Below are 23,409 nucleotides of genomic sequence, written 5' to 3'. Positions count from 1 at the left end.
ACCGAATTTGCTTGGTGACAATAGCATTGTGGTCCCACCTGATCCCATCCCGAACTCAGTAGTGAAACGCAATAGCGCCGATGATAGTGTGGGGTCTCCCCATGTGAAAGTAGGTCATCGCCAAGCGCCTAATTTCTCTTTTTAAGAGAGCAGATAGCCCGTTACTTACGTAACGGGCTTTTTTGTGTCTGATTGTTAAGTGGATTGAGTGTAGCGAAAGACAGTGTGGACGATATGCCCATGCGAAAGTCAGCTATGGTAAAGTGCCTAATTTGTTTTTTAAGAGAGTAGGTAGCCCGTTACTCATGCAACGGGCTTTTTTGTGTCTGTAATTTAAGATATACATCTTCAGAAACGAAGCTAAAGCTCAATTTTAGACTCATGAACTGCTGATCGTGTAATTGATATGCCATGTGAAAGTAGGTCACCACCAAGCGCCTAATTTCTCATTTAAGAGAGCAGATAGCCCATTACTCACGTAACGGGCTTTTTTGTGTCTGATTATTAAGTGAATTGAGTGCAGCGAAATACAGTGTTGTCAATACGCCCATGTGAAAGTAGTTCATTGCCAAGGGCTTAATTTCACTCGTAAGAGAGCAGATAGCCCATTACTGATATAACGGGCCTTTGGAGTTTAATTCTTAAGTATTTAGAGTGGCGTTACAGATAGTGTAAGTGCTCAAGCATGTCATTATCATGCGTATATGTCATTAGCAGTAAAAAGTTGTAGTAGTAGCTATGGTAATGCGGTTGGTTACGTTGAAATATTTAAACTAAATTAAAGCTAATGTAATCAGCACCAGCCTGTGTGGTTTATATTATTTCGCTCATTAGTTTCTTTATGATGGGTATATTGGCTTCAGGAAATTCATATTGTGGCAAGGCTGAGACCTCTACCCATTTGATCTCTTGATTTTCAAGACCTTCTCCGCTCCCATCAAACTCTTTGACTAAATGTATATCCAGTAGTACATGTTTATCAGGATAATTATGTGCTATCTCCAAAAATGAAATCGAAGTATAAACATCTAGGTTTACTTCTTCTTTAAGCTCTCTAATTAGCGCTTGTGTGACCGTCTCATTGTTTTCCACCTTACCACCAGGAAATTCCCATTTACCACCTTGATGGAGGTGTGAGTGACGCTTTGCTAATAATATTTTTTGTTCATCATTAATGATAACGCCAACGGCTACATGAACTCTTTTCATTTTTACTTCCGGTAGGTTAATGCTTGAAGAAGTCACCTTCATCGAATCCTTCTGTATCTAATGTTTCGTGATCAAACTCTGGCTTTACTGGAATAGCATGTTTTTCACTAGCCCAATCTCCTAAATCAATCATTTTACAGCGTTCACTACAAAATGGCTTAAATTTAGATTCACTGTTCCATTGAACATCTTCTTGGCAAATTGGGCATTTAACTGAAATTGGCATAATTCATCTCTCTAGCTAATACAGTGAGATCCTAAAGAATTTATTGGCAAGTAGCTAGTTTGAATTTAATTTGTTTGTCGGTATGCTTTTGAGAATCAAAATTAACAAAGTGAATGGCAAACCGGTTTTTATGACCGCTGATGGTAGGGTAACAACCTTGAGATTGTGATAGTTTTACTCTAATAAGTGACAAGGTTTGTGGACTGGTTCCTTGATAGAAGCCTTGTTCTGCCTCTGAGGTTCTAAATTCAGCAGTACTTCGAGTTAGCTCTAGCAATAATGTAATAGGTTTCAAAATAGGTTCAAAATTTGCTATCCATGCTTTCAAATCTTTTTGTCTTTCATTCCAAGGCTTTGAAAGCCAAAAATGCAGTTGAGGTAAATCAAAATTACAACATGCTCCAGGCATACCAAAACGCTGCTTTAAAGCGGATATAAACCTATCTTGCTTTAACTTACAGCCGATACGGTCGTTACTTTGCAGCGGAGCTTTTGCTGCTTGAAGTTGGTCAATTATTGATTGTATTTGTTGTTTATCAACATGGGGTAAAGCATGCCATTTTGTTAATACAATTAGCTGCTTATCGATGTCTTTAAGAATATCAGAACGGTAATCACAACGATCTGTTAGTTCAGCAAGCGAAAAAAGAGGGTAGAAACAGTGGTGCTGCTGGTCATCATTGGCATGACTGTTAAGCTGATCTGCTAAATATTCGAGTCTTAGGTAACTACGCGTTTTTTCATTTAATGGTTGCTCATAAATCAGATCGTTATTCATTGTTATTATCTATGCTGAAGATGCTTGGGCTAAATATCTCAAATGTAATAACTGAACAGTGTCTCGTAATGCCTCGGGAGATTGAGTATTCTCAATAACGTTATCTGCTTTAGAAAGTCTCGTATTTCGGTCTATTTGGCTGGCTATAATACGTTCAACTTGAGCTGATTCAACCCCGTCTCGTTTTGCTGTTCTGGCTATTTGTTCATGTGGTGGAATATCCACCACTAAAGTCGTATTGACTAAACTATCTAACCCATTCTCAAATAGCAAGGGAACAATCATAATTACATAGGCTGATTTAGCATTTTCTACCGCTAGGAGCATTGCGTTGCGGATCATTGGGTGTAGTAGGTTATTTAACCAAAGTCGTTCTTCCTCATTATCAAATACAATTTCTCTTAACGCTGCTCGATCGAGTTCACCTGAAGGCTGCAATAGTTTTTGGCCGTGACGAAGAACGATTTTTTTGAGTCCATCGCTTCCTTTTTCAACGACTTTCCTTGCGATAATATCCGCATCTACAAGTTCAATTCCTAATTCAGCAAATTGATTCGCAACTGTGGTTTTACCTGAACCTATTCCACCTGTAAGTCCGACGATATATTTTGACATATTGCGCTCTAATTAATATAAGGTTCCAAGATACCAATTGATAATATCTTGTCCCCAGACTAATGCAATCCAGCCTGCTACCGCTATGTATGGGCCAAATGGAATCGGGTTTTCTCTCGATAAATTTTTCAATAACATCATCGTAATACCGACAATGGCTCCTACTAACGAAGATAGGAGGATGATAAGTGGTAAAAATTGCCAGCCTAACCAAGCACCAAACACGGCTAACAATTTGAAATCGCCATAACCCATGCCTTCTTTGCCTGTAACTAGCTTGAACAACCAAAAAACAGACCAAAGACTTAAATAACCAGCAGCTGCACCTACAATGGAATCAGTAGGGCTTGCATAGATACCTTTAAGATTAATAAGCAAGCCAAGCCACAATAAAGGTAAGGTTAACTGGTCCGGTAGTAGCATTTCATCTAGGTCAATACCTGTTAGTGCTATCAGTATAAACGTCAGTATTGATGCAAATAGAAACTGCCAGGTGGGTCCAAAGTGCCAAGCAAGCACCGCAATTAAAATGCCTGTTATTAATTCAAATAGAGGGTATCTAGCGCTAATTGCTGCTTTACAATTAGCGCATTTACCTTTCAGTAAAATCCAACCTAAGATAGGTAAATTATGCCAAGGTTTGATATTACTTTTACATTTCGGACAGGCTGATCTAGGTACAACTATGTTATATTTTAGGGGGTATTTGTCTATTGGCTTATTTAAACGTTTTTCACCGACTTCTTTGACGATATCAGGGTGGTATTCCGATAAATAAAAGTTACATTCACTTTGCCATTCACGTTTCATCATCACAGGAAAACGGTGGATGACGACGTTTAAAAAGCTGCCAATGGTGGCAGCAAAGATAAAGCTAATTGACATAAAGAGCCAAGGATATTGGCTCATTGATGTTATGAAGCTAGATACAAATTCATTCATGACTTTTCTTATTCTTATTGTTTTTAAGCTTTAGCCGACAACGTTACCCATTTCAAAAATAGGTAAATACATACCGATAATCAAACCACCAACAATTGTGCCAATGACAACCATCATGATCGGTTCAATCAGGCTTGATAAGCCATCCACAGCATCATCAACTTGCATTTCATAAATGTTTGCAATTTTATTAAGCATGTCATCTAATCCACCAGACTCTTCGCCGATCATTACCATTTGTATAAGCATGTCAGGGAAGATACCAGTGGTTCTCATCGCTACATTCATTTGCATACCTGACATGACTTCTTGGCGGACTTTTAATAATGCTTTCTTATAAACGGCATTACCGGATGCGCCAGCAGCAGACTCTAAACCATCAATTAATGGGACACCCGCGGCAAAAGTTGTTGCCAGCGTGCGCGCGAATCTAGACATTGCTGCTTTATGTAAAATATCACCAATTGCGGGTATTTTTAGCAATGCGACATCGACTTGATCTCTAAAGCCTTGGGAATTTCTATGTGCTCTTTTAAATGCATAAATTCCGATTATTATAGCAACAGCAAAGTAGTACCACGAACTTTGTAGCCACTCTGAAATACTGATGATCATTTGAGTAAATGCTGGTAGCTCGGCACCAAAACCATTAAATATTTCTTCAAACTGAGGAACTACAAATAATAATAGTAATACCGTAACTGCTATAGCTACGATAACGACAGCTGCAGGATAAAACATGGCTTTTTTAATTTTAGATTTTAAGGCTTCAGCTTTTTCTTTATATACAGCAATGCGATCGAATACCGCATCTAATGATCCTGAATGTTCACCTGCAGCGACCAAGTCAACATAAAGATCATCAAAATATTGTCTATGGGGACGAATAGCATCAGATAAAGGAATACCTGATTGAACATCGGTTAAAATACCTGATAATAACTCACGCATTTTAGCTTTTTCATGACCTTTTCCTAAAAGTTCAATAGTTGTAACAAGTGGGACACCAGCGGAAAGCATAGTAGCTATTTGGCGAGTAATCATTGCGATATCCATCGCAGTGATCTTTTTCTCTGATTTAAATAGTGGAGTCGCTTTTTTTCTTACGCCTTTGGGTGTTACACCTTGTGCTTTTAAAACACTGCGTATTTCCGCAATCGAAGTGCCGCGTAGTTCGCCAGATGTTCTTTGACCATCCCTATTGACACCTTTCCATTCAAAAGTGAAGGTTTTTGGTTGGAGCTTGGTGTCTTTTTTTGTTCTTGGCTTTCTTTTTGCCGCTGCAGTTGCCATAAAGCAAATCCTTTTCTATTTATTATGTGCAATCAATGCTTAACGTAAATTTACAGCTTAGTTAATTAAAGCTTGTAACGCGATTCACTTCAGCAATACTAGTAATGCCTTGGGTGACTTTAAGTAAACCTGATAAACGCAGATCCCGCATGCCACTTTGTGTTGCTTGTTTGGCTATTTGCAGAGAGTTACCTCCTTCCATAATGGTACGAGCGATTTCATCTGTCATTTTCATTACTTCGTAAATCCCCACTCGACCTTTATAACCGCCAGAGCAATGGTCACAACCAACAGGTTTGTAAACAGTGAACCCGTTATTAATTGAGTTTTCGCTGAAACCCAGGCGTTGTAATTCTTCAGTGGGAACATCTTCTGGAGCTTTACACTCAGGACATAATCGTCTTGCGAGTCGCTGAGCGATAATTAAATTCACAGAGCTAGCAATATTATAGCCAGGTACACCCATGTTGATTAAACGCGTTAAGGTTTCTGCTGCAGAGTTCGTGTGTAATGTTGACAAGACTAAGTGACCTGTTTGTGCAGCTTTAATTGCAATTTCTGCCGTTTCTAAATCACGGATCTCACCGACCATCACAACATCAGGATCTTGACGTAAAAATGATCTAAGTGCTGAAGCAAACGTTAACCCAGCTTTTAAATTGATATGAACCTGATTAACGCCTTCAAGGTTAATTTCAACAGGATCTTCAGCTGTTGATATATTTCGCTCTTCCGTATTAAGAATATTTAAGCCAGTATATAACGAGACTGTTTTACCAGAACCTGTAGGCCCTGTTACTAATATCATTCCTTGTGGTTTAGCGAGCATTTCTTCATATAGAAGACGCTGATCATCTTCATAGCCAAGTTTTTCAATACCTAATTGCGCAGAAGAAGAGTCTAAAATACGCATTACAATTTTTTCACCCCAAATAGTTGGGAGTGTACTCACACGAAAATCGATAGATTTAGTACGTGATAGCTTCATTTTAATTCGGCCATCTTGCGGTACACGGCGCTCCGCAATATCTAATTTCGACATGACTTTTAAGCGAGCAGAAATTCGGCTTGAAAGATTGACTGGGGGCTCAGAAACTTCATGTAAGATACCATCGATTCTAAAACGAATACGGTAACGTTTTTCATAAGGCTCGAAATGTAAATCTGAAGCACCTTTGCGAATTGCATCGGTTAGAATTTTGTTTATATATATAACTATTGGTGCATCATCACTGCTTTCTGATGGCTCTTCTTCTTGTGAAGTATCTGTAACTTCAATACCAGCTAAAGCTTCTTCATCCATGCCATTAAGGCCGAGACCTGAAATATCATCTTCAAGTACTTTCTCAAGAATGGTATTGAGCTTATCATCTTCTACAATGATTGCTTCGGCATGGAGGCCTAAACTAAATTGGAAGTCTTCTAGCGCAGCAATATTCGTTGGATCTGAGGTGGCAATGTAGAGCCTATTACCGCGTTTGAAAAGTGGCAAACAGTTATGGGTAGCAATAAGTTTTTTGTTAAGAATGTCTTCAGGTATATTTGCTACATCAAACTCTGATAAATCTAATAGTGGAGAACCATATTCTTCATAACAAAGTTCTGCAATTTCTCTAGCGGTAAGTAGTTTTGATTTTATTATTGTAGTTACAAGAGATATCTTAGATTTTCTTGATTGGCCTATAGCTGTTGCAACTTGCTCTTCTGTCAATAAGTGTTTTCTAATAAATATAGTAGAGAGGCCTAAGTTTAACCCTGATGACGGCATATTTTTGTGCTCAGCTAACATAGTGATATTTTTGATTATGGCATATAAATTTGATGCATCCAAAGACAAAAAAGGCAGCGTTAGCTGCCTTTTATAATCATAGTGACTACTATGGTGCAGGAGCTGCAGCAGCGCCACAGTTACCAGGTCTAAACTTCTCTTCTAAATCAGTTGTACAAGTCCATACACCTTCAGCATCTCTAGATAGTGTAATCAGCTTACCTGCAAACTTGTCAGCATTACCACCTTGGGCCGTACATTGTATATCTGTTGTACCAGTTAATGCTATGTCACAATAAGTTCCACCAGTCGCTGTTTGACCAATATATCCAGCTGCTGATGCAGTTGTTGATGGTGTCTTTCCTTCATTTACTGCAATTTCAAACGCAGATTTTAATCCTGAAATTTCAGAGTAAGCAGATCCGGCTTGTGATTTAACTGTGTAATCTTGGTAAGCAGGCAATGCGATTGCTGCAAGAATACCGATGATCGCTACTACGATCATTAATTCAATAAGAGTAAAACCCTTAGCGTTTTTCATTTGGTTAATGCTTTTCATTTTTGTCTCTCTCTGTATTGCTTCGGGCTTGTTCTTATCCTTGAAACTTAAAATTATTAAAGGCCCTTAATAACTTTAAGTGGTGTCCTATCACCACAATCCTTCCGACATTAGTAAACTAGTGTTCTTATTAAAATGGTAATGCAGTTACTAGACAGCTAAATAACTCGATTCTCAGGGAAACCAGTCATAAGCCATATCGTTACATTAGTGTTAAAGGATAGAGTAGTGTTTGAATATTCGCCACTTTACCTTTGACCACAATTAGCAGTGTAACATATTTGCTACATTGTTAACGGAGTGTTCAGCTGAGAGTTAGTGCTTAAAAATTACTTATCAAAGTAATTAATTGTTACCAGGGTAACACTTTGAAAAGTCATTTGTTAAAGCTTGCATCTCAACATTAACTCGTCTGTAGTGAACGTTATTATAAAGTTACCAAAAAGGGAATACTTTATCGACGTAAAGTGCGAAAAAAGCGTTTTTTGCTGGTTTTATTTCATTGAAACGACTCGGGAAGTAACATTTTTGTGACAATGTTTGCTTCGTTTGAATAATAATTGACTGTCGATTAGTTTTGTCAAAATTATGGCATTGTTAAACAGCCTATATATATAGAAATAAGTACTATATAAATGAAGCTTTAATAATGGTAAGACCTCTTAAGGTATTATGAGATACTGAAATTCAATTAAAATCGAAAGCATGAACTCCAGCTTCAAATAAGAAAACAATGAGCAGATTAAAGGTTGCAATGACAGTATATGTAGCTCATTTATAGCCTAAATAGCAGTGTTATTGTCTCAGAGAGAATAAGATAAAGGCTTTATATAGATCGATGTGCCAATGTTTAGACATGTTATTTGTGCTCGTGAAATCATAACCATAACCATAACCGTAACCGTAACCGTAACCAAAGTCATATTCCCTAAGTGAGGTGGGTAGTGCTGAAGTTTTTAGGAAAGCTGATACCGTACTTTTTGGGAGCACTAGCAAGGTATTAAAAAGCCTGCTTTAAGCAGGCTTCATAGAAACAGCAAGGTTTAACTGTTAGTTGTGCCAATATGTTGATGTCATTTGTTATAAGTACCTAAATGCTAATAACTGTGTTTCTATCTATATCAGTAACGAGTTCGCCGATATTTATGATTTTAGACGTAATGATAAATCAAGCGCTTTAACATGCTTGGTGAGTGCGCCAACAGAAATAAAATCAACACCAGTTTTTGCAAAATCACTGATGGTGTCGATAGTGACGTTACCAGAGACTTCTAATTTAGTATTAAAGCCTTTTTGCTTAAATTGTTCATTTAGTGCTACTGCTTCAATCATCATAGTGACATCAAAATTATCGAGCATAATGATGTCTGAGCCAGCTTCTAATGCTTGAGTTAACTCATTAATAGACTCAACTTCAACTTCCACGGGTTTATCAGCCGCTAGTTTTCTCGCTGCATTGACAGCCAGCTCAATATTACCGCAAGCCATAATATGATTTTCTTTTATCAAAAATGCATCGAATAAGCCGATGCGATGATTTTTACCGCCACCACAGGTGACTGCATATTTTTGTGCTGTGCGAAGTCCTGGAATGGTTTTACGCGTATCAAGCAGACGAGTGTGTGTGCCTGCTAATTTGTCGACATAATGCTTGGTTAAACTCGCTACACCAGATAGCGTTTGAATAAAGTTCATTGCAGTGCGTTCGCCAGTTAAGATTGCTCTCGCTGGCCCTGAAAGCTCACATAGCACTTGGTTCGGAACTAATAAATCACCATCATCAACATGCCAATGTAAAGCGACTTCGCCACCAAGTTGGTTAAATACTTGCTCTGCCCAAGCTTTACCGCAAAAAACACCTTCTTCACGGGTGATAAGTTCGGCTTCTGCATACTTTTCAGCAGGAATAAGTTGTGCTGTGATATCTGCAGCTAACATGTCTTTTGGAGTATGAGACGGATTGTGTCCTAGATCTTCATCAAGAGCGGTTTTCACTGCGTGACGGATGTCATTTTCAATCATGTGATTTGTCCTTGCTATAACAGCTGCATCAAGTTGGTCAATATATAATGAAATCCAACTGATAATAAAACAGGTATGCGAGCAACTTTACCACAGTTGTTATTTCAAAATATAGCGCTTAACTGATACATTAAGCTTGTTTACTAGCAACGCAGAAACAAGCTTAGTGATTAAATTCATTATGTATATAACAGCCCATTAAAGGTTGTAGTTTAACGCTGATAATAAGAATAGATTATGAACAAAAGTATTCATGCAGGCTGGCACCGAAAAGCCCGCATATGTAAGTCACCTCATTTTAATCAACGACCCCTACATGAGGTGAGTGGATTAATTATTCATAATATCAGCCTTCCCGCAGGCTGCTTCGGTTTACCGCACATTGATGGCCTTTTTCAAGGTTGTTTAGATGTCAGTGCCGATCCTAGTTTTGAAGAGCTTGCGGGTCTTGAAGTCTCTGCGCACTTTTTAATACGTAGAGATGGCGAGTTAGTGCAATATGTCAGTTGTGATGACAGGGCATGGCATGCTGGAGTGTCGAGTTTGGAAGGTCGTGACAATTGTAATGACTTTACGGTGGGGGTCGAACTTGAGGGAACAGACGATGCTCCTTATACCAATGAGCAATATCAAGTTTTAGCTGAATTAACCTTGGAGTTGTTCAATGTATACCCTATGCTTAATCAAACTAGAATTGTAGGGCACTGCGATATAGCACCGGGGCGAAAAACTGATCCTGGCGATAGTTTTGATTGGTCACGATATTTTAGTTTATTAGCAAACCGTGGTGCCAGCTAATGCCACTGATTAATGATGTTCGGAATCTAACAGTAAATGTCTATTGTGTCAGTGGTTTTTATGATGTTGTTAGCTTGTATACTTCAGAAGGTAAGGCCAAGTAAGCCTTTGTTATAAAGTCATTTTTTAATTATAGTGTTGAACTTATTGTTGTACTTGGTTTTGCGTTTATCCAGTAACTTTATTTTTGTTTAGTTTGCAGGAGTCACATGGCACTTTTTTCGTTATTAATTGCAATCATGGTCGAAAGACTCAAGCTACTTCCTGCAAGTTGGCAATTTGATTCAATGCTCGCTAAATACCAGTCTTTATTTTGGAAAGATAAGCAACTTGATTCAGCTATTTGGGTTTCTGTTGTTATCCTTATTCCTGCGGTTATGATTTTTCTCTTGTTAGTCCTCTTGGATGGTCTCGTTTATGACTTAATGACATTATTGCTATGGGTAGCAATATCCATTCTTTGTTTTAGCCATCAAACTCTGCGTAATAACTTCAAAAAATACATGCTTGCGGCGTGTCGAGGAGATGTACAGGCCTGTTACCATTATGCCGAAAGCCTAGATTGTGCTGAATGCTTAGATGCTATTGATGAAAAAGATTTGGGCCAACAAATAGGTAAAACAGTGGCTTGGGTTAATTATCGGTACTACGGTGCTGTAGCATTATTTTTGATCTTCTTTGGGCCAGTTGGTGCGGTGCTTTATTGCACGGTACGTTTTTATGACCAACATAATCAGTTAAACCAACTCAATATGCCTTTTATTAGTCGATTACTGTTTTTACTCGACTGGCTACCGAGTCGCATTTTTAGCTTTGGTTTTGTATTAAGTGGTCATTTCGCTTCAGGCATTGCCGAATGGCGTAAACAGGTATTCAGTGCCAGCAATCATGCAAAAAATATTGTCACCCGTACAGCCATAGCCGCTGAAAGTATACCTGAATCAACCTCGGCGCCTGTTTGTGTGCAGCCAACGTTGGCATTATTAGCATTAAGTAAACGTAACTTTATTTTATTACTGACAGTTTTGTCGGTACTCACTATCTTCGGTGTGGTGAGTTAATACACCATTAAGTTTATGCGAAATTAATGCATAACTAATATTTATTTGAAATAGAAAAACAGTTTTTATTTTATAGACGATTAGCATTTAAATTAGCTGCTAAAGTTTACTAGAAATGCGCTTTATATTTTAGCCGCTAACGACATTGAAACATTCCGTATCCCCTCAGTGGTTGCGTTTGTGAAATGGTCAGACCCCTTAAAAGTTTTTTTTCGTTATGCTCATAGCACCTTAAGAGTTGTGATGTTTTAAACTTTTAGCCAACATCCATTCAACACTAGCCTAACTAGACATCAATTGTTTGATTTGATAAAGTGCGCTATCTCATATAAATTGGTAAGACCAATTGACAACGGAGCTGAGGGCCAAATGGCTTATAGCAAAATAACCCAGCCAAAAATTTCAGATGTGATCATGGAGCAGCTAGAGCGCATGATCCTCGAAGGTAGCTTGCAACCAGGGCAAAAATTACCGCCTGAGCGTGAGCTTGCCTTGCAGTTTGAAGTGTCTCGTCCTTCTCTGCGTGAAGCGATTCAAAAGTTAGAAGCCAAAGGTCTGCTAATGCGCCGACAAGGTGGAGGCACTTACGTCAAAGAGCAACTTTGGCAGAGCCTAGCAGATCCAATTGTAGAGCTGATGCATAACGACTCTGAAAGCCAATACGACTTATTGGAATTTCGTCATGCTACAGAGGGTATGATGGCCTATTTTGCTGCGCTTCGTGGAAACGATGCCGATATGCAAAGCATCAAGCGTTCAATTAATGAAGTTGAAACGGCGAGCAATATTGAAGCTCAAGCCGATGCGATTGTGCGATTTTATCGTGCAGTTGCAGAAGCATCGCACAATGTGGCGATGTTACACCTAGTACTCAGTTTAACCCCTGTGTTGCACAAAAACGTGGCACAGAACTTAGAGCTTTTAAGCCGTCGCGAAGAAGCCTCTACTATGGCGAATGAACACAGGCGAGCATTACTCGCTGCGATTGTTCGCCGTGATCCTGATGCGGCACGTGAAGCCTCGAACGAACATTTGAGTTACATCGAGGAAGTCATGTTGTCAGTGAGGGAAGAAGACAGTCGGTTGCAGCGTAGCTTGCGCCGTTTAAAGAGCGGTGTTTGATACAAAATATAGTGAACATCACTATAGATTGACCGAAACACATTAATTATCAGTATCTAGAGAAGGACAGCGACATGTCTGAAGATATGCTACAAGACTTAGATCCATTAGAAACTCAAGAATGGGTAGATTCCCTGCAAGCGGTATTAGAGCAAGAAGGCCCTGAACGTGCGCATTATCTACTTGAACAGTTAATCGATAAAGCGCGCCGTAATGGTACTCATCTACCTTACAAGGCAACGACCGCTTATTTGAATACCATTCCATCTGGCCAAGAGCCACATATGCCTGGTGATCAGGAAATGGAGCGTCGCATTCGTGCTATCGTTCGTTGGAATGCCCTTGCAATGGTATTACGTGGTTCTAAGAAAGATTTAGAGCTAGGTGGTCACATTTCTAGTTTTGCCTCTAGTGCGACTATTTATGATGTGTGTTTTAACCACTTCTTCCGTGCTCCTAATGCAAAAGACGGCGGCGATTTAGTGTATTACCAAGGTCATATCGCGCCGGGTATCTACTCTCGTTCTTTCCTTGAAGGTCGTATTAGCAAAGATCAAATGAACGGATTCCGTCAAGAAGTTGATGGTAAAGGTCTGTCTTCTTATCCGCATCCGAAATTAATGCCTGACTACTGGCAGTTCCCGACAGTATCAATGGGCCTTGGTCCGATTCAAGCAATTTATCAAGCGCGTTTCCTTAAGTATCTCACTGACCGTGGTTTAAAAGATTGCTCTGAGCAAACGGTTTACTGTTTCTTAGGTGATGGTGAGTGTGATGAGCCTGAAACATTGGGTGCTATCGGTCTTGCTGCTCGTGAAGAATTAGATAACTTAGTCTTTATTGTTAACTGTAACTTGCAGCGTCTTGATGGTCCTGTTCGTGGTAACGGTAAAATCATTCAAGAATTAGAAGGCGAGTTCCGCGGCGCAGGCTGGGAAGCCGTTAAAGTGATTTGGGGTCGCTACTGGGATCCATTACTTGCACGTGATACTAGCGGTAAATTACTACAGTTAATGGAAGAAACCGTTGATGGTGAATACCAAAACTGTAAAGCTAAAGGTGGCGCTTATACACGTGAGCACTTCTTTGGTAAATATCCTGAAACTGCCGAAATGGTTGCTAACATGTCAGATGATGACATTTGGCGTTTGAACCGTGGTGGTCATGATCCAGTTAAGATTTACGCTGCATTACAACATGCTAAAAATACTAAAGGTCGTCCTACAGTTATCCTTGCTAAAACAGTAAAAGGTTACGGTATGGGTGATGCGGGTGAAGGTAAAAATATCGCGCATAACGTGAAGAAAATGGGCGTAGAATCGCTTAAATACTTCCGCGATCGTTTTAATATCCCAATTAGCGATGATCAGTTAGAAGATATTCCTTACTACCATCCAGGTGCTGACTCTGAAGAGGTTAAATACCTCAAAGCGCGTCGTGAATCACTCCATGGTGCGATGCCAACTCGCCTTGAGAAGTTCTCTGAAGAGTTAGAAGTACCATCGCTTAAGATTTTTGACTCAGTGCTGAAAGGCTCTAATGGCCGTCAAATCTCAAGCACAATGTCATTTGTCCGTATCTTAACTGCACTGCTTAAAGACAAGAAAATCGGCAAGAACATCGTACCGATTATTCCTGATGAAGCACGTACTTTTGGTATGGAAGGCTTATTCCGTCAGGTGGGTATTTATGCCCATGAAGGACAAAAATACGAGCCGCAAGATTCAGATCAAGTTGCTTACTACCGTGAAGATAAAACCGGTCAAGTATTACAAGAAGGGATTAACGAATTAGGTGCAATGTCATCTTGGGTCGCAGCGGCAACAAGCTACTCAGTTAACGATACTCCTATGATCCCATTCTACATCTACTACTCAATGTTTGGTTTCCAACGTATTGGTGACATGGCTTGGGCTGCAGGTGATATGCGAGCGCGTGGCTTTATGGTGGGTGGTACTTCTGGCCGTACTACCCTGAATGGTGAAGGTCTTCAGCATCAAGATGGCCACAGCCATGTCTTAGCAAACACTATTCCAAACTGTATTTCTTACGATCCTACTTACGGTTACGAAATTGCTGTGATTGTTCAAGACGGTATTCGTCGTATGTATGGTGAGCAGGAAGACGTGTTCTACTACCTGACTACTATGAACGAAAACTACGAACAACTTGCGATGCCTGAAGGCAGCGAAGAGGGTATCGTTAAAGGTATCTACAAGCTAGAAAGTCATCAAGGTAGTGGTAAAGGTTCAGTTCAGTTAATGGGTAGCGGCACGATTCTAGAGCAAGTGCGTAAAGCGGCTGTCGCTTTATCAAAAGACTTCGGAATTAGCGCAGATGTATTCAGCGTGACTAGCTTTAACGAGTTAACACGTGATGGCCAAGCCACTGAGCGTTACAACATGCTTCACCCAACTGAAACGCCAAAAGTGCCATATATCTCTGAAGTGTTATCAAAAGATGCACCAGCGATTGTCGCAACAGATTATATGAAGATTTACGGCGAACAATTACGTGCTTACATCCCGACTGATTACAAAGTGTTAGGTACTGACGGTTTCGGCCGCAGTGATAGCCGTGAGAATTTACGTCACCACTTTGAAGTTGATGCTAAGTTCATTGTTATTGCTTCACTTAAGTCTCTTGTCGACCGTAACGAAATACCAGTTGATGTGCTAACTAAAGCTATCAAGGAATACGGTATTGACGTTGATAAGATCAACCCACAGTTCGCATAGAGAGAAACAAAATGGCTGAATTAAAAGAAGTTTTGGTTCCTGATATCGGTGGTGATGAAGTTCAGGTTATTGAAGTCTGTGTTGCAGTTGGTGATGAAATCGCTGCAGAAGACTCAATTCTTACCGTTGAAAGCGACAAAGCAACCATGGATATTCCAGCGCCGTTTGCCGGTACTGTAGCCGAGTTAAAAGTGGCTGTAGGCGATACCATCGCTGAAGGTAAGCTGATTGCGATGTTAAATGCAGCTTCTGCGGCGGCTCCTGTTGAAGCACCACAAGCAGCGCCACAAGCAGCACCAGCTCCAGTAGCACCAGCGGCTCCTGCTGCACCAATCGTTGAAGCTCCTGCAGCGCCAGCAGCTGGCGGCTCGCAAATCATTGAAGTGGCAGTGCCAGATATTGGTGACGCTGAAAACGTTGATATTATTGAAGTTCTGGTGAGTGTGGGTGAAACCATTGAAGCCGATACTGGTTTAATCACCTTAGAAACTGACAAAGCGACGATGGAGGTGCCTGCACCTTCAGCGGGCGTGGTGAAAGAACTTAAAGTTGCCGTTGGCGATAAAGTGTCTCAAGGCTCATTAGTATTGATGCTTGAAGTTGGCGCATCGGCTCCTGCTGCAGCTGAACAAGTTGCCACAGCTCCTGCAGAAGCAACACAAGCTGCTGCGCCTGCTGCTAGCACTGTTGAAGTGAAAGAAGTTGCGGTTCCTGATATTGGCGATGCATCGGATGTCGACGTTATTGAAGTTTTGGTTGCCGTTGGTGATGTGCTTGAAGTGGATACGGGATTAATTACCCTTGAAACGGATAAAGCGACGATGGAAGTGCCTGCACCATTTGCTGGTAAACTTGTAAGCTTAACAGTAAATGTGGGTGATAAAGTTTCTCAAGGTAGCATTATTGCCACTGTCGAAACGACTTCATCTGCCGCCCCAGCTCCAAGTGCACCAGCGCCTGCACCGGCTGCAAGCAAACCAGCTCCTGCAGCGACACCTGCTCCAGCTAAGGCTGCACCAGTGCCACATCATCCAAGTGCGGGTAATCAACCTAAAACGGGTGTGGTACATGCTTCACCTGCTGTACGCCGCTTAGCGAGAGAGTTTGGCGCCGATTTAACGTTAGTTAAAGGCACCGGACGTAAGGGCCGTATCTTAAAAGAAGATGTACAAGCCTTTATTAAGTATGAGCTAAGTCGCCCTAAAGCATCTGCTGCAACTTCTGTTGCTGGTGGTGCGGGTGGATTGAATGTGATTGCTGCGCCGAAGGTGGACTTCAGTAAGTTTGGTGAAGTTGAAGAAGTGCCGTTAAGTCGTATTCAGAAAATCTCTGGACCTAACTTACATCGCAACTGGGTTACGATTCCACATGTGACGCAATTTGATGAAGCTGATATCACTGAATTAGAAGCATTCCGTAAAGAACAAAATACACTTGCTGCTAAGAAGAAAGCGGATTACAAAATTACGCCGCTTGTCTTTATGATGAAAGCTGTAGCGAAAACATTGGCTGAATTCCCAGTGTTTAACTCAAGCTTAAGTGCTGATGGTGAATCATTAATTCAGAAGAAATATTTCCACATTGGTGTGGCTGTTGATACACCAAACGGATTGATGGTACCAGTTGTTCGCGACGTTGATAAGAAAGGTATCGTTGAGCTATCTCGTGAGTTAATGGACATTTCAGTGCGTGCTCGTGACGGCAAGCTTAAGTCAGCGGATATGCAAGGTAGCTGTTTCACTATCTCAAGTTTAGGTGGCATTGGCGGTACGGCATTTACCCCAATTGTTAACTATCCTGATGTGGCTATTTTGGGTGTATCTAAGTCTGAAATGAAGCCTAAATGGAATGGCAGTGATTTTGAGCCTAAGTTGATGTTGCCATTATCGTTATCATACGATCACCGTGTGATTGATGGTGCAATGGCAGCGCGCTTTAGCGTCACATTATCTAGCATTCTTAGCGACATCCGTACGTTAATTTTGTAAAGAGAAAGGCTGCTCAATGTGAGCAGCCTTTTTTATCTCGTCACAGGATTGTGATCAGTGTCAAACAAAGGGTAAAATGCGGCCACCTTACAAGATTCAATAATGACCCCATTTTGCAGTTTGGACGGTTTTTCCGCCAACAAGAGAAAAATAGAGGAAAACATGAGTAAAGAAATCAAAACTCAGGTAGTAGTACTTGGTTCAGGCCCTGCAGGCTATTCAGCAGCATTCCGAGCTGCAGATTTAGGTTTAGAAACAGTTATCGTTGAGCGTTTTAGTACGTTAGGTGGTGTTTGTTTGAATGTGGGTTGTATTCCGTCAAAAGCATTACTACATGTCGCTAAAGTGATCGAAGAAGCAAAAGAAGTTGCTCATCACGGTGTTGTATTTGGTGAGCCAACGATTGATTTAGAAAAATTACGCGGCTTTAAAGAAAAAGTAGTGGGTCAATTAACAGGCGGTTTAGGCGGAATGTCTAAAATGCGTAAAGTTAATGTAGTTAATGGCTATGGTAAATTTACTTCATCAAACACCATGGAAGTTCAAGGTGAAGATGGCGTTACAGTGATTAACTTTGAACACGCAATTATTGCTGCTGGTTCACGCCCAATCGAGCTACCGTTCATTCCACATGAAGACCCACGTATCTGGGATTCTACTGATGCACTAGAACTTAAAGAAGTGCCAGGTAAATTATTAGTTATGGGTGGCGGTATTATTGGCCTAGAAATGGGTACCGTTTATTCATCAATCGGTAGTGAAATTGATGTGGTTGAAATGTTTGACCAAGTCATTCCTGCTGCTGATAAAGATATCGTTCGTATCTTCACTAAGAAGATCAAGAAGAAATTCAACTTGATGCTTGAAACGAAAGTGACAGCGGTTGAAGCAAAAGAAGACGGTATCTACGTTACTATGGAAGGCAAGAAAGCACCTGCTGAGCCTGTGCGTTATGATGCTGTATTGGTTGCAATTGGTCGTACACCAAATGGTAAATCAATTGATGCTGAAAAAGCTGGTGTAAATGTTGATGAGCGTGGTTTCATCAATGTTGATAAGCAGTTACGTACTAACGTACCTAACATTTTCGCTATTGGTGATATCGTAGGTCAGCCAATGTTGGCTCACAAAGGTGTGCATGAAGGTCATGTGGCTGCTGAAGTTATTTCAGGTCTTAAGCACTTCTTCGACCCTAAAGTGATCCCTTCGATTGCTTATACAGACCCAGAAGTAGCATGGGTTGGTCTAACTGAGAAAGAAGCAAAAGAGCAAGGTGTTGCATACGAAACTGCAAGCTTCCCTTGGGCTGCAAGTGGCCGTGCTATTGCTTCTGACGCAAGTGATGGCATGACTAAGTTAATCTTCGACAAAGAAACTCATCGTGTGATTGGTGGTGCTGTTGTTGGTGTTAATGGTGGTGAATTACTAGGTGAAATTGGCCTAGCAATTGAAATGGGTTGTGATGCTGAAGATTTAGCATTAACTATTCATGCTCACCCAACCTTACATGAGTCTGTCGGTCTTGCTGCCGAAGTTTATGAAGGTTCTATTACTGATTTGCCAAACCCAAAAGCAAAAAAGAAAAAATAACTAGCAACTCATTGTAGCTATTTGTATCAAAGCACCTTACGGGGTGCTTTTTTTTGATCAATTTTTACAATATGGTGATATATTTAAAATGTGTATCAATTGAGTTTTAGATAGTTGTTGGCATGAAGCCAGTTTATATTTTGCAAGGAAACTTCCAACGTTACGAATAAATCATTTTCCAGAGTAATAATTAACAAATGATAAATCGCGTTAAACAGTTTTTAAGTTTCATTTTTCTAACCATTTTATTTTGTAACCAGACTTCAGCTGTAAATGTTGTCCAGCGACTATTTAATGCCCAAGATGGGTTAATTAACTATTCGATTAATGATATTACTTTTGATGATTATGGTTATGTCTGGCTTGCAACTCAGCAGGGGTTGTATCGTGTCAGTAGCTCTGCAATTCGCAGAATTGACCAACCTAATACTGCTGATGCTCTCAGTTATCAAAATATCAAATTACTGATTAAAGTCGGTAAAAATCATCTATTACTCAACAGCAATTTCTCTTTAACCCTTTACGATATTTCGACAAACCAATTCTCTGATCTGCTTATTGATTCACCTGACAGCTTTTATAACGATCCTATTTCAGGTTACACAAGGCTTGCAAACGGAAGTGTGGTGTTATTAACCAATGCTGGTCGAGTATTGCTGCTTGATAACGAGTCTTTACAGCTAACCTTGTTACACTCACTCGATGAAAATGTGGCTTGGAACAGTATTCATCAATGGGCTGATAACACTTTTTTATATTCAAATAGCCTTGCTATTGAACTTAGGGATGCTCAAGGTGCACTGTTATCTCAAATTGATTGGGATATAAAAAATACCTTTATTCGTGGCTTATTTATCGATAGCAAAGATGATATTTGGGTATACAGTAATAAAGGCTTATTCCTTGTCGATATCGATAAAAAAACCATTAACCGCGTGGCTATTGCCCCCTTTAATATTCATCAATTGGTAGAAGATAAGCAAGGTAGTTTATGGATGTCGACGACTTCTGGTCTGTTTTCTTGGCAACCGCATACCGACGAGATTAAATCTTATAAAGAAGAGCTAAAGCGTGATGCTGATATTGATTACATTGACGATGTTGCCGTTGATCAGCATGGGTTGATTTGGCTTGGCGGTTCTGGTGAAGGCTTGGCTTTATTAGCGTTAAAACCTGATTTCTTACTGGATTACTTTAATAAGGCCTCTAAATATAAACTCGTCGATGAGATGATATGGAGTGTATTTGCTCAAGACGATAAGTTATGGCTTGGCGGTGATGGTGGATTGAATATTGTCGATAAACAAGCTGTTTCTTCTAGTTTGCATCTCCCAAATGGGTTTCAAGCAAGTGATTCAGTATACAGTCTATCTGAGTTAGAGAGCCAATATGTTTCACTCGCGACCACCAATGGCGTGTTTGTGTATGACAAAGATACGAATAACGAAGTCGACTTTTCAACATTTGCTCCTAACAGTGACGGCCTTAGAGGATCGCAGCTATTCACCTCTTATAACGATCCCCTGATTGATGGGCGAATTTGGTGGGGTACGTTTGATAAAGTCCATTATTGGCAGCCTGGGTTGACTGATATTAAACAAATATCAATATTCAATGAAGGTGAGCGAAATACCCGAACCAGTATTAGCAGCGTTTATCGTGATGATGAAAACACGCTATGGGTCGGTGGAGATAAATATTTAGGTTATTTAACCAATCAGAATCAATTGAACTCGTTATCAGACATTTTGGTGAGAGAATATCCAAATGCTAGTGTGAATAACATCAATCAAATTGACGATGATACGTTGTGGTTAGGGACTTACCAGGAAGGCTTACTTCGATTTAATACGAAAACCCATGATATAGAATCAATGAACAAATTATGGGATTTAGACTGCAGCACTGTGTATTTTATCCAGCAAACTGAACGCTATAATCTCATTGGTTGTGAATCGATTTTAATCCGCCACGATCCCCTTAAAGATGTCGTAGACGTTTTCTCTGTGAATGATGGTTTTACGGCATCAGAGTTTAATGAAGCTGCATCCTTTTATGACCCCAAAGCGGGGTTATATATTGGTAGCCCTGACGGGGCAATGCTGGTGGATGTTGATAAGCTTGAGCACCGAAGTCAAAGCCATGATATTTCATTGGAATCGATCTCAGTTTTTTACGACGATCAAACCGAGCTGTATTTATTGCCAGACTCATTCAATATTGTCAGGCCTGATGCCAAACTGATTAGTTTTCAAATGACCACATTTGATTATATCGATACGGCGCCAATTAGTATCAAATATCGTTTAGTGCTGGATGGTTCAGCTAAAAAGCCTAACTATATTCTTCTTGAAGGGCAGACACAGGTCAATATTGCTGACTTAAATGCCGGCGTATATACCTTGGAGTTACTGCATAAACAGCAGGGAATATGGTCGATAGAACCGTTTCAATTTCAATTCAAAGTTAATGAATATTGGTGGGCATCGCAGTGGTTTAAAATGTTGGTGTTATTAATCATTTTATTAACTGCATTCACATCAGTGGTTTTGCGTCAAAAGCAAGTTAGGCGGGTATTAAAGATTAATACGGCGCTTCGGGAAAGTGAAGACAAACTCCGTCAATCTCTGCGGGGAAGTGATTCTGACTTGTGGGAATGGAACAGCCACTCAAATAGTATTTTATTCGAAAATAAAGCGGGGATTTTAGGCGCTAAATCTCAGTTATCTTATCTCGTACCGGACTTGCCTATTATCGATGAGGATAAAGAAGGTGTAACTCGCCATTGGATGGATTTACTCAAAGGCAAGCAAGACTCGATTGATATTGAGTTTCGATATACCCGAGCCGCCGGCATTCTAGGTTGGTTACGTATCCGTGGACGTGCAGTAAAAGTCAATGATGAAACAGGGCAAGTGGAGAAGGTTGCGGGTATTTATACCGAAGTGACAGAGCAGCGAGAACTTCAAAGTGAAATTGATTTACTCGCAAAAGCTTTCGAGAATACCTCCGAAGGAATGTTAATTCTGGATGCTAAAAAGCACATCAAGGTCATTAATGCAGCGGCCAACAATTTGGTAGGCGCTGAAGAAGAACAATTGATTGGACAGCCTTTTGAGTCACTGCTGCACAAAAGTAACCCTGAAAATGACATAGATGTCTTAAAGCTTGTAGAAGGCATCTGGAATGGCGAATTGACATTTATACGCCAGCCAAATGATAAGTTTCCAGTATGGGCCAATATTTCGGTGATGACTGATAAGCATCAGGTTATTCAGCATTATGTGGTGGTGTTTTCTGATATTACGTTACGTAAGCAAAATGAACTTAACTTACGCAATCTAGCCAATAATGATGTATTAACAGGGCTATCTAACCGTTCCATGTTTAATCGGCAATTAGCACGAATTACTTCAGACGCTCATGGCTCCAATGAACGATTAGCGTTATTGTTTCTCGATTTAGATCGCTTTAAGCACGTGAATGATTCATATGGTCATAGCATGGGGGATGCGTTATTAGTCGAAGCCGCTAAGCGTATTCAACGAAGTGTGGGTAGCGAGCATCTTGTGTGCCGATTTGGTGGTGATGAATTCGTTATTCTATTAAGGCAAGTTGAGTCAATCGACGAAATTAACTTGGTTGCTGAAAAAGTCCTTAAGCAAATTGCGGCACCTTTTAGGTTATTCTCACGAGAGTTTTTCGTTTCTACTAGTATTGGTATTAGCATGTGGCCTGAAGACACTTTGGACCCTGAAACTCTGATTAAAAATGCTGACTTAGCAATGTATCACGCCAAGGAAGAAGGGCGGGGAAATTTTCAATATTATTCAGCGGAGCGAAACGCAGAAGCACAATACCATTTATGGATTGAATCGGAGCTCAGAAAAGCCATTGAGAATAATGAACTGCAACTGTATTACCAGCCGCAAATTGATATTTTAAGAGGTGATAAATTTATTGGGATGGAGGCGTTGATCCGTTGGCAGCATCCTGAAAAAGGGTTTATTAGACCTGATGTATTTATTAAAGTTGCCGAGTCCTGTGGTTTGATTATTGATATTGACCGTTGGGTGTTACGTCAGGCTTGCACTGATGGTGCTCGCTGGCATGCCTTACATGATGAGCATTTTCAGTTATCGGTTAATGTCTCAGCAGTGCAATTTAGGCAAGTGGATTTCATTGATAGCCTAAAAACAATTTTGGCCGATACTGGCATGCCACCTCAATGCTTAGCTGTTGAAATCACAGAAGGTGTTTTAATGAAAGAGTTGCAGGTGGCAAATGCACATTTGGCACAATTAAAAGCCTTAGGGATAGAAGTGGCGATTGATGATTTTGGTACTGGGTATTCATCACTGGCTTATTTACGAAACTTTGAGGTTAATACACTTAAAATTGATCGGTCATTCTTGATTGATATTGTTAATAACGAGGCCGATCAAGCGATTGTGAGTAGTATTATAGAATTAGCTCGTAACCTTAAATTACATGTGGTTGCAGAAGGTATTGAGTCTTACGATCAAATGGAGCAAGTATTCAGCCGTGGCTGTTATATCATTCAAGGTTACTATTTTGCTAAGCCGATGCCACGTGACGCGTTTGATGCATTTATCGGAATTTCAAAGGCGGACTCATAAACTAGCGAATACATTCCAAATACGATAATGCAAATAAAGGTTAATAAGATGGTTTGAAAG

16 protein-coding genes and 1 rRNA gene are annotated in these 23,409 nt (G+C 40.2%); 8 read left to right on the top strand and 9 right to left on the bottom strand.

The window, feature by feature from the left end:
• The first annotated feature begins 10 nt into the window (after positions 1 to 10).
• Positions 11 to 126 (top strand): 5S ribosomal RNA (gene rrf / locus J8L86_RS13470).
• Between the two features lie 687 nt (positions 127 to 813).
• On the opposite strand, the gene mutT is transcribed toward rrf, so the two are convergent.
• The 9 genes from mutT to nadC all read right to left on the bottom strand — a co-directional run bounded on the left by mutT (position 814) and on the right by nadC (position 9,412).
• Complete coding sequence (gene mutT, locus J8L86_RS13465; RefSeq protein ID WP_231919140.1) at positions 814 to 1,251, bottom strand: 8-oxo-dGTP diphosphatase MutT; 438 nt, start codon at positions 1,249 to 1,251, stop codon at positions 814 to 816.
• Positions 1,226 to 1,435, bottom strand: coding sequence for a DNA gyrase inhibitor YacG (gene yacG / locus J8L86_RS13460; RefSeq protein ID WP_192021958.1), 210 nt, complete (start codon positions 1,433 to 1,435; stop codon positions 1,226 to 1,228). The genes mutT and yacG overlap by 26 nt, the downstream gene beginning before the upstream one ends.
• A gap of 40 nt (positions 1,436 to 1,475) precedes the next feature.
• Positions 1,476 to 2,213 (bottom strand): cell division protein ZapD, encoded by a 738-nt coding sequence (gene zapD / locus J8L86_RS13455; protein ID WP_211030785.1) that lies wholly within the window; start codon positions 2,211 to 2,213, stop codon positions 1,476 to 1,478.
• Positions 2,214 to 2,222: 9 nt separating this feature from the next.
• Positions 2,223 to 2,828 (bottom strand): dephospho-CoA kinase, encoded by a 606-nt coding sequence (gene coaE, locus J8L86_RS13450; RefSeq protein ID WP_192021961.1) that lies wholly within the window; start codon positions 2,826 to 2,828, stop codon positions 2,223 to 2,225.
• A gap of 12 nt (positions 2,829 to 2,840) precedes the next feature.
• Positions 2,841 to 3,770, bottom strand: a complete 930-nt coding sequence (locus J8L86_RS13445; protein WP_211030784.1) for an A24 family peptidase — start codon at positions 3,768 to 3,770, stop codon at positions 2,841 to 2,843.
• A 30-nt stretch (positions 3,771 to 3,800) separates the two neighbouring features.
• The gene (locus tag J8L86_RS13440; RefSeq protein WP_211030783.1) at positions 3,801 to 5,063 is read right to left on the bottom strand and encodes a type II secretion system F family protein; all 1,263 of its coding nucleotides are present in this window, start codon (positions 5,061 to 5,063) and stop codon (positions 3,801 to 3,803) included.
• 61 nt (positions 5,064 to 5,124) lie between these two features.
• Positions 5,125 to 6,831 carry a type IV-A pilus assembly ATPase PilB gene (pilB, locus tag J8L86_RS13435; RefSeq protein WP_211030802.1) on the bottom strand — a complete coding sequence of 569 codons (1,707 nt, stop codon included), beginning with the start codon at positions 6,829 to 6,831 and terminating at the stop codon, positions 5,125 to 5,127.
• 109 nt (positions 6,832 to 6,940) lie between these two features.
• The gene (locus tag J8L86_RS13430) at positions 6,941 to 7,390 is read right to left on the bottom strand and encodes a pilin (RefSeq protein ID WP_282098416.1); all 450 of its coding nucleotides are present in this window, start codon (positions 7,388 to 7,390) and stop codon (positions 6,941 to 6,943) included.
• 1,143 nt (positions 7,391 to 8,533) lie between these two features.
• Positions 8,534 to 9,412: a carboxylating nicotinate-nucleotide diphosphorylase gene (nadC, locus tag J8L86_RS13425; protein WP_065109608.1), complete on the bottom strand. Its 879-nt coding sequence runs from the start codon at positions 9,410 to 9,412 to the stop codon at positions 8,534 to 8,536.
• A gap of 237 nt (positions 9,413 to 9,649) precedes the next feature.
• Between nadC and ampD the strand changes: the two genes are divergently transcribed.
• From ampD to J8L86_RS13390, 7 genes are all read left to right on the top strand, one after another.
• Complete coding sequence (gene ampD, locus J8L86_RS13420) at positions 9,650 to 10,210, top strand: 1,6-anhydro-N-acetylmuramyl-L-alanine amidase AmpD (protein ID WP_211030781.1); 561 nt, start codon at positions 9,650 to 9,652, stop codon at positions 10,208 to 10,210.
• A gap of 209 nt (positions 10,211 to 10,419) precedes the next feature.
• Entirely contained in the window at positions 10,420 to 11,271 is an 852-nt protein-coding gene (gene ampE, locus J8L86_RS13415; protein ID WP_065109609.1) for a beta-lactamase regulator AmpE, read from the top strand.
• A 369-nt stretch (positions 11,272 to 11,640) separates the two neighbouring features.
• Complete coding sequence (gene pdhR, locus J8L86_RS13410; protein ID WP_055022944.1) at positions 11,641 to 12,393, top strand: pyruvate dehydrogenase complex transcriptional repressor PdhR; 753 nt, start codon at positions 11,641 to 11,643, stop codon at positions 12,391 to 12,393.
• Positions 12,394 to 12,467: 74 nt separating this feature from the next.
• Positions 12,468 to 15,131, top strand: coding sequence for a pyruvate dehydrogenase (acetyl-transferring), homodimeric type (gene aceE, locus J8L86_RS13405; protein ID WP_211030779.1), 2,664 nt, complete (start codon positions 12,468 to 12,470; stop codon positions 15,129 to 15,131).
• A gap of 11 nt (positions 15,132 to 15,142) precedes the next feature.
• Positions 15,143 to 17,119, top strand: a complete 1,977-nt coding sequence (aceF, locus tag J8L86_RS13400; protein ID WP_065109610.1) for a dihydrolipoyllysine-residue acetyltransferase — start codon at positions 15,143 to 15,145, stop codon at positions 17,117 to 17,119.
• Between the two features lie 162 nt (positions 17,120 to 17,281).
• Positions 17,282 to 18,709, top strand: a complete 1,428-nt coding sequence (gene lpdA, locus J8L86_RS13395) for a dihydrolipoyl dehydrogenase (RefSeq protein ID WP_055022941.1) — start codon at positions 17,282 to 17,284, stop codon at positions 18,707 to 18,709.
• Positions 18,710 to 18,906: 197 nt separating this feature from the next.
• Positions 18,907 to 23,349: an EAL domain-containing protein gene (locus J8L86_RS13390; protein WP_211030777.1), complete on the top strand. Its 4,443-nt coding sequence runs from the start codon at positions 18,907 to 18,909 to the stop codon at positions 23,347 to 23,349.
• Positions 23,350 to 23,409: the final 60 nt, after the last annotated feature.

It is taken from the genome of Shewanella sp. MMG014 (assembly GCF_018100775.1).
Classification (GTDB): domain Bacteria; phylum Pseudomonadota; class Gammaproteobacteria; order Enterobacterales; family Shewanellaceae; genus Shewanella; species Shewanella japonica.
The sequence above is the reverse complement of the archived record's forward strand: the minus strand, read 5'-3'. Positions and strand labels throughout refer to the sequence as shown.

Coding starts and splice junctions, on each gene's coding strand:
- J8L86_RS13445 (WP_211030784.1), bottom strand. CDS start 3,770: ATGAATGAATTTGTATCTAGCTTCATAACATCAATGAGCCAATATCCT.
- ampE (WP_065109609.1), top strand. CDS start 10,420: ATGGCACTTTTTTCGTTATTAATTGCAATCATGGTCGAAAGACTCAAG.
- nadC (WP_065109608.1), bottom strand. CDS start 9,412: ATGATTGAAAATGACATCCGTCACGCAGTGAAAACCGCTCTTGATGAA.
- J8L86_RS13440 (WP_211030783.1), bottom strand. CDS start 5,063: ATGGCAACTGCAGCGGCAAAAAGAAAGCCAAGAACAAAAAAAGACACC.
- ampD (WP_211030781.1), top strand. CDS start 9,650: ATGAACAAAAGTATTCATGCAGGCTGGCACCGAAAAGCCCGCATATGT.
- aceF (WP_065109610.1), top strand. CDS start 15,143: ATGGCTGAATTAAAAGAAGTTTTGGTTCCTGATATCGGTGGTGATGAA.
- mutT (WP_231919140.1), bottom strand. CDS start 1,251: ATGAAGGTGACTTCTTCAAGCATTAACCTACCGGAAGTAAAAATGAAA.
- lpdA (WP_055022941.1), top strand. CDS start 17,282: ATGAGTAAAGAAATCAAAACTCAGGTAGTAGTACTTGGTTCAGGCCCT.
- yacG (WP_192021958.1), bottom strand. CDS start 1,435: ATGCCAATTTCAGTTAAATGCCCAATTTGCCAAGAAGATGTTCAATGG.
- zapD (WP_211030785.1), bottom strand. CDS start 2,213: ATGAATAACGATCTGATTTATGAGCAACCATTAAATGAAAAAACGCGT.
- coaE (WP_192021961.1), bottom strand. CDS start 2,828: ATGTCAAAATATATCGTCGGACTTACAGGTGGAATAGGTTCAGGTAAA.
- J8L86_RS13390 (WP_211030777.1), top strand. CDS start 18,907: ATGATAAATCGCGTTAAACAGTTTTTAAGTTTCATTTTTCTAACCATT.
- pilB (WP_211030802.1), bottom strand. CDS start 6,831: ATGCCGTCATCAGGGTTAAACTTAGGCCTCTCTACTATATTTATTAGA.
- J8L86_RS13430 (WP_282098416.1), bottom strand. CDS start 7,390: ATGAAAAGCATTAACCAAATGAAAAACGCTAAGGGTTTTACTCTTATT.
- aceE (WP_211030779.1), top strand. CDS start 12,468: ATGTCTGAAGATATGCTACAAGACTTAGATCCATTAGAAACTCAAGAA.
- pdhR (WP_055022944.1), top strand. CDS start 11,641: ATGGCTTATAGCAAAATAACCCAGCCAAAAATTTCAGATGTGATCATG.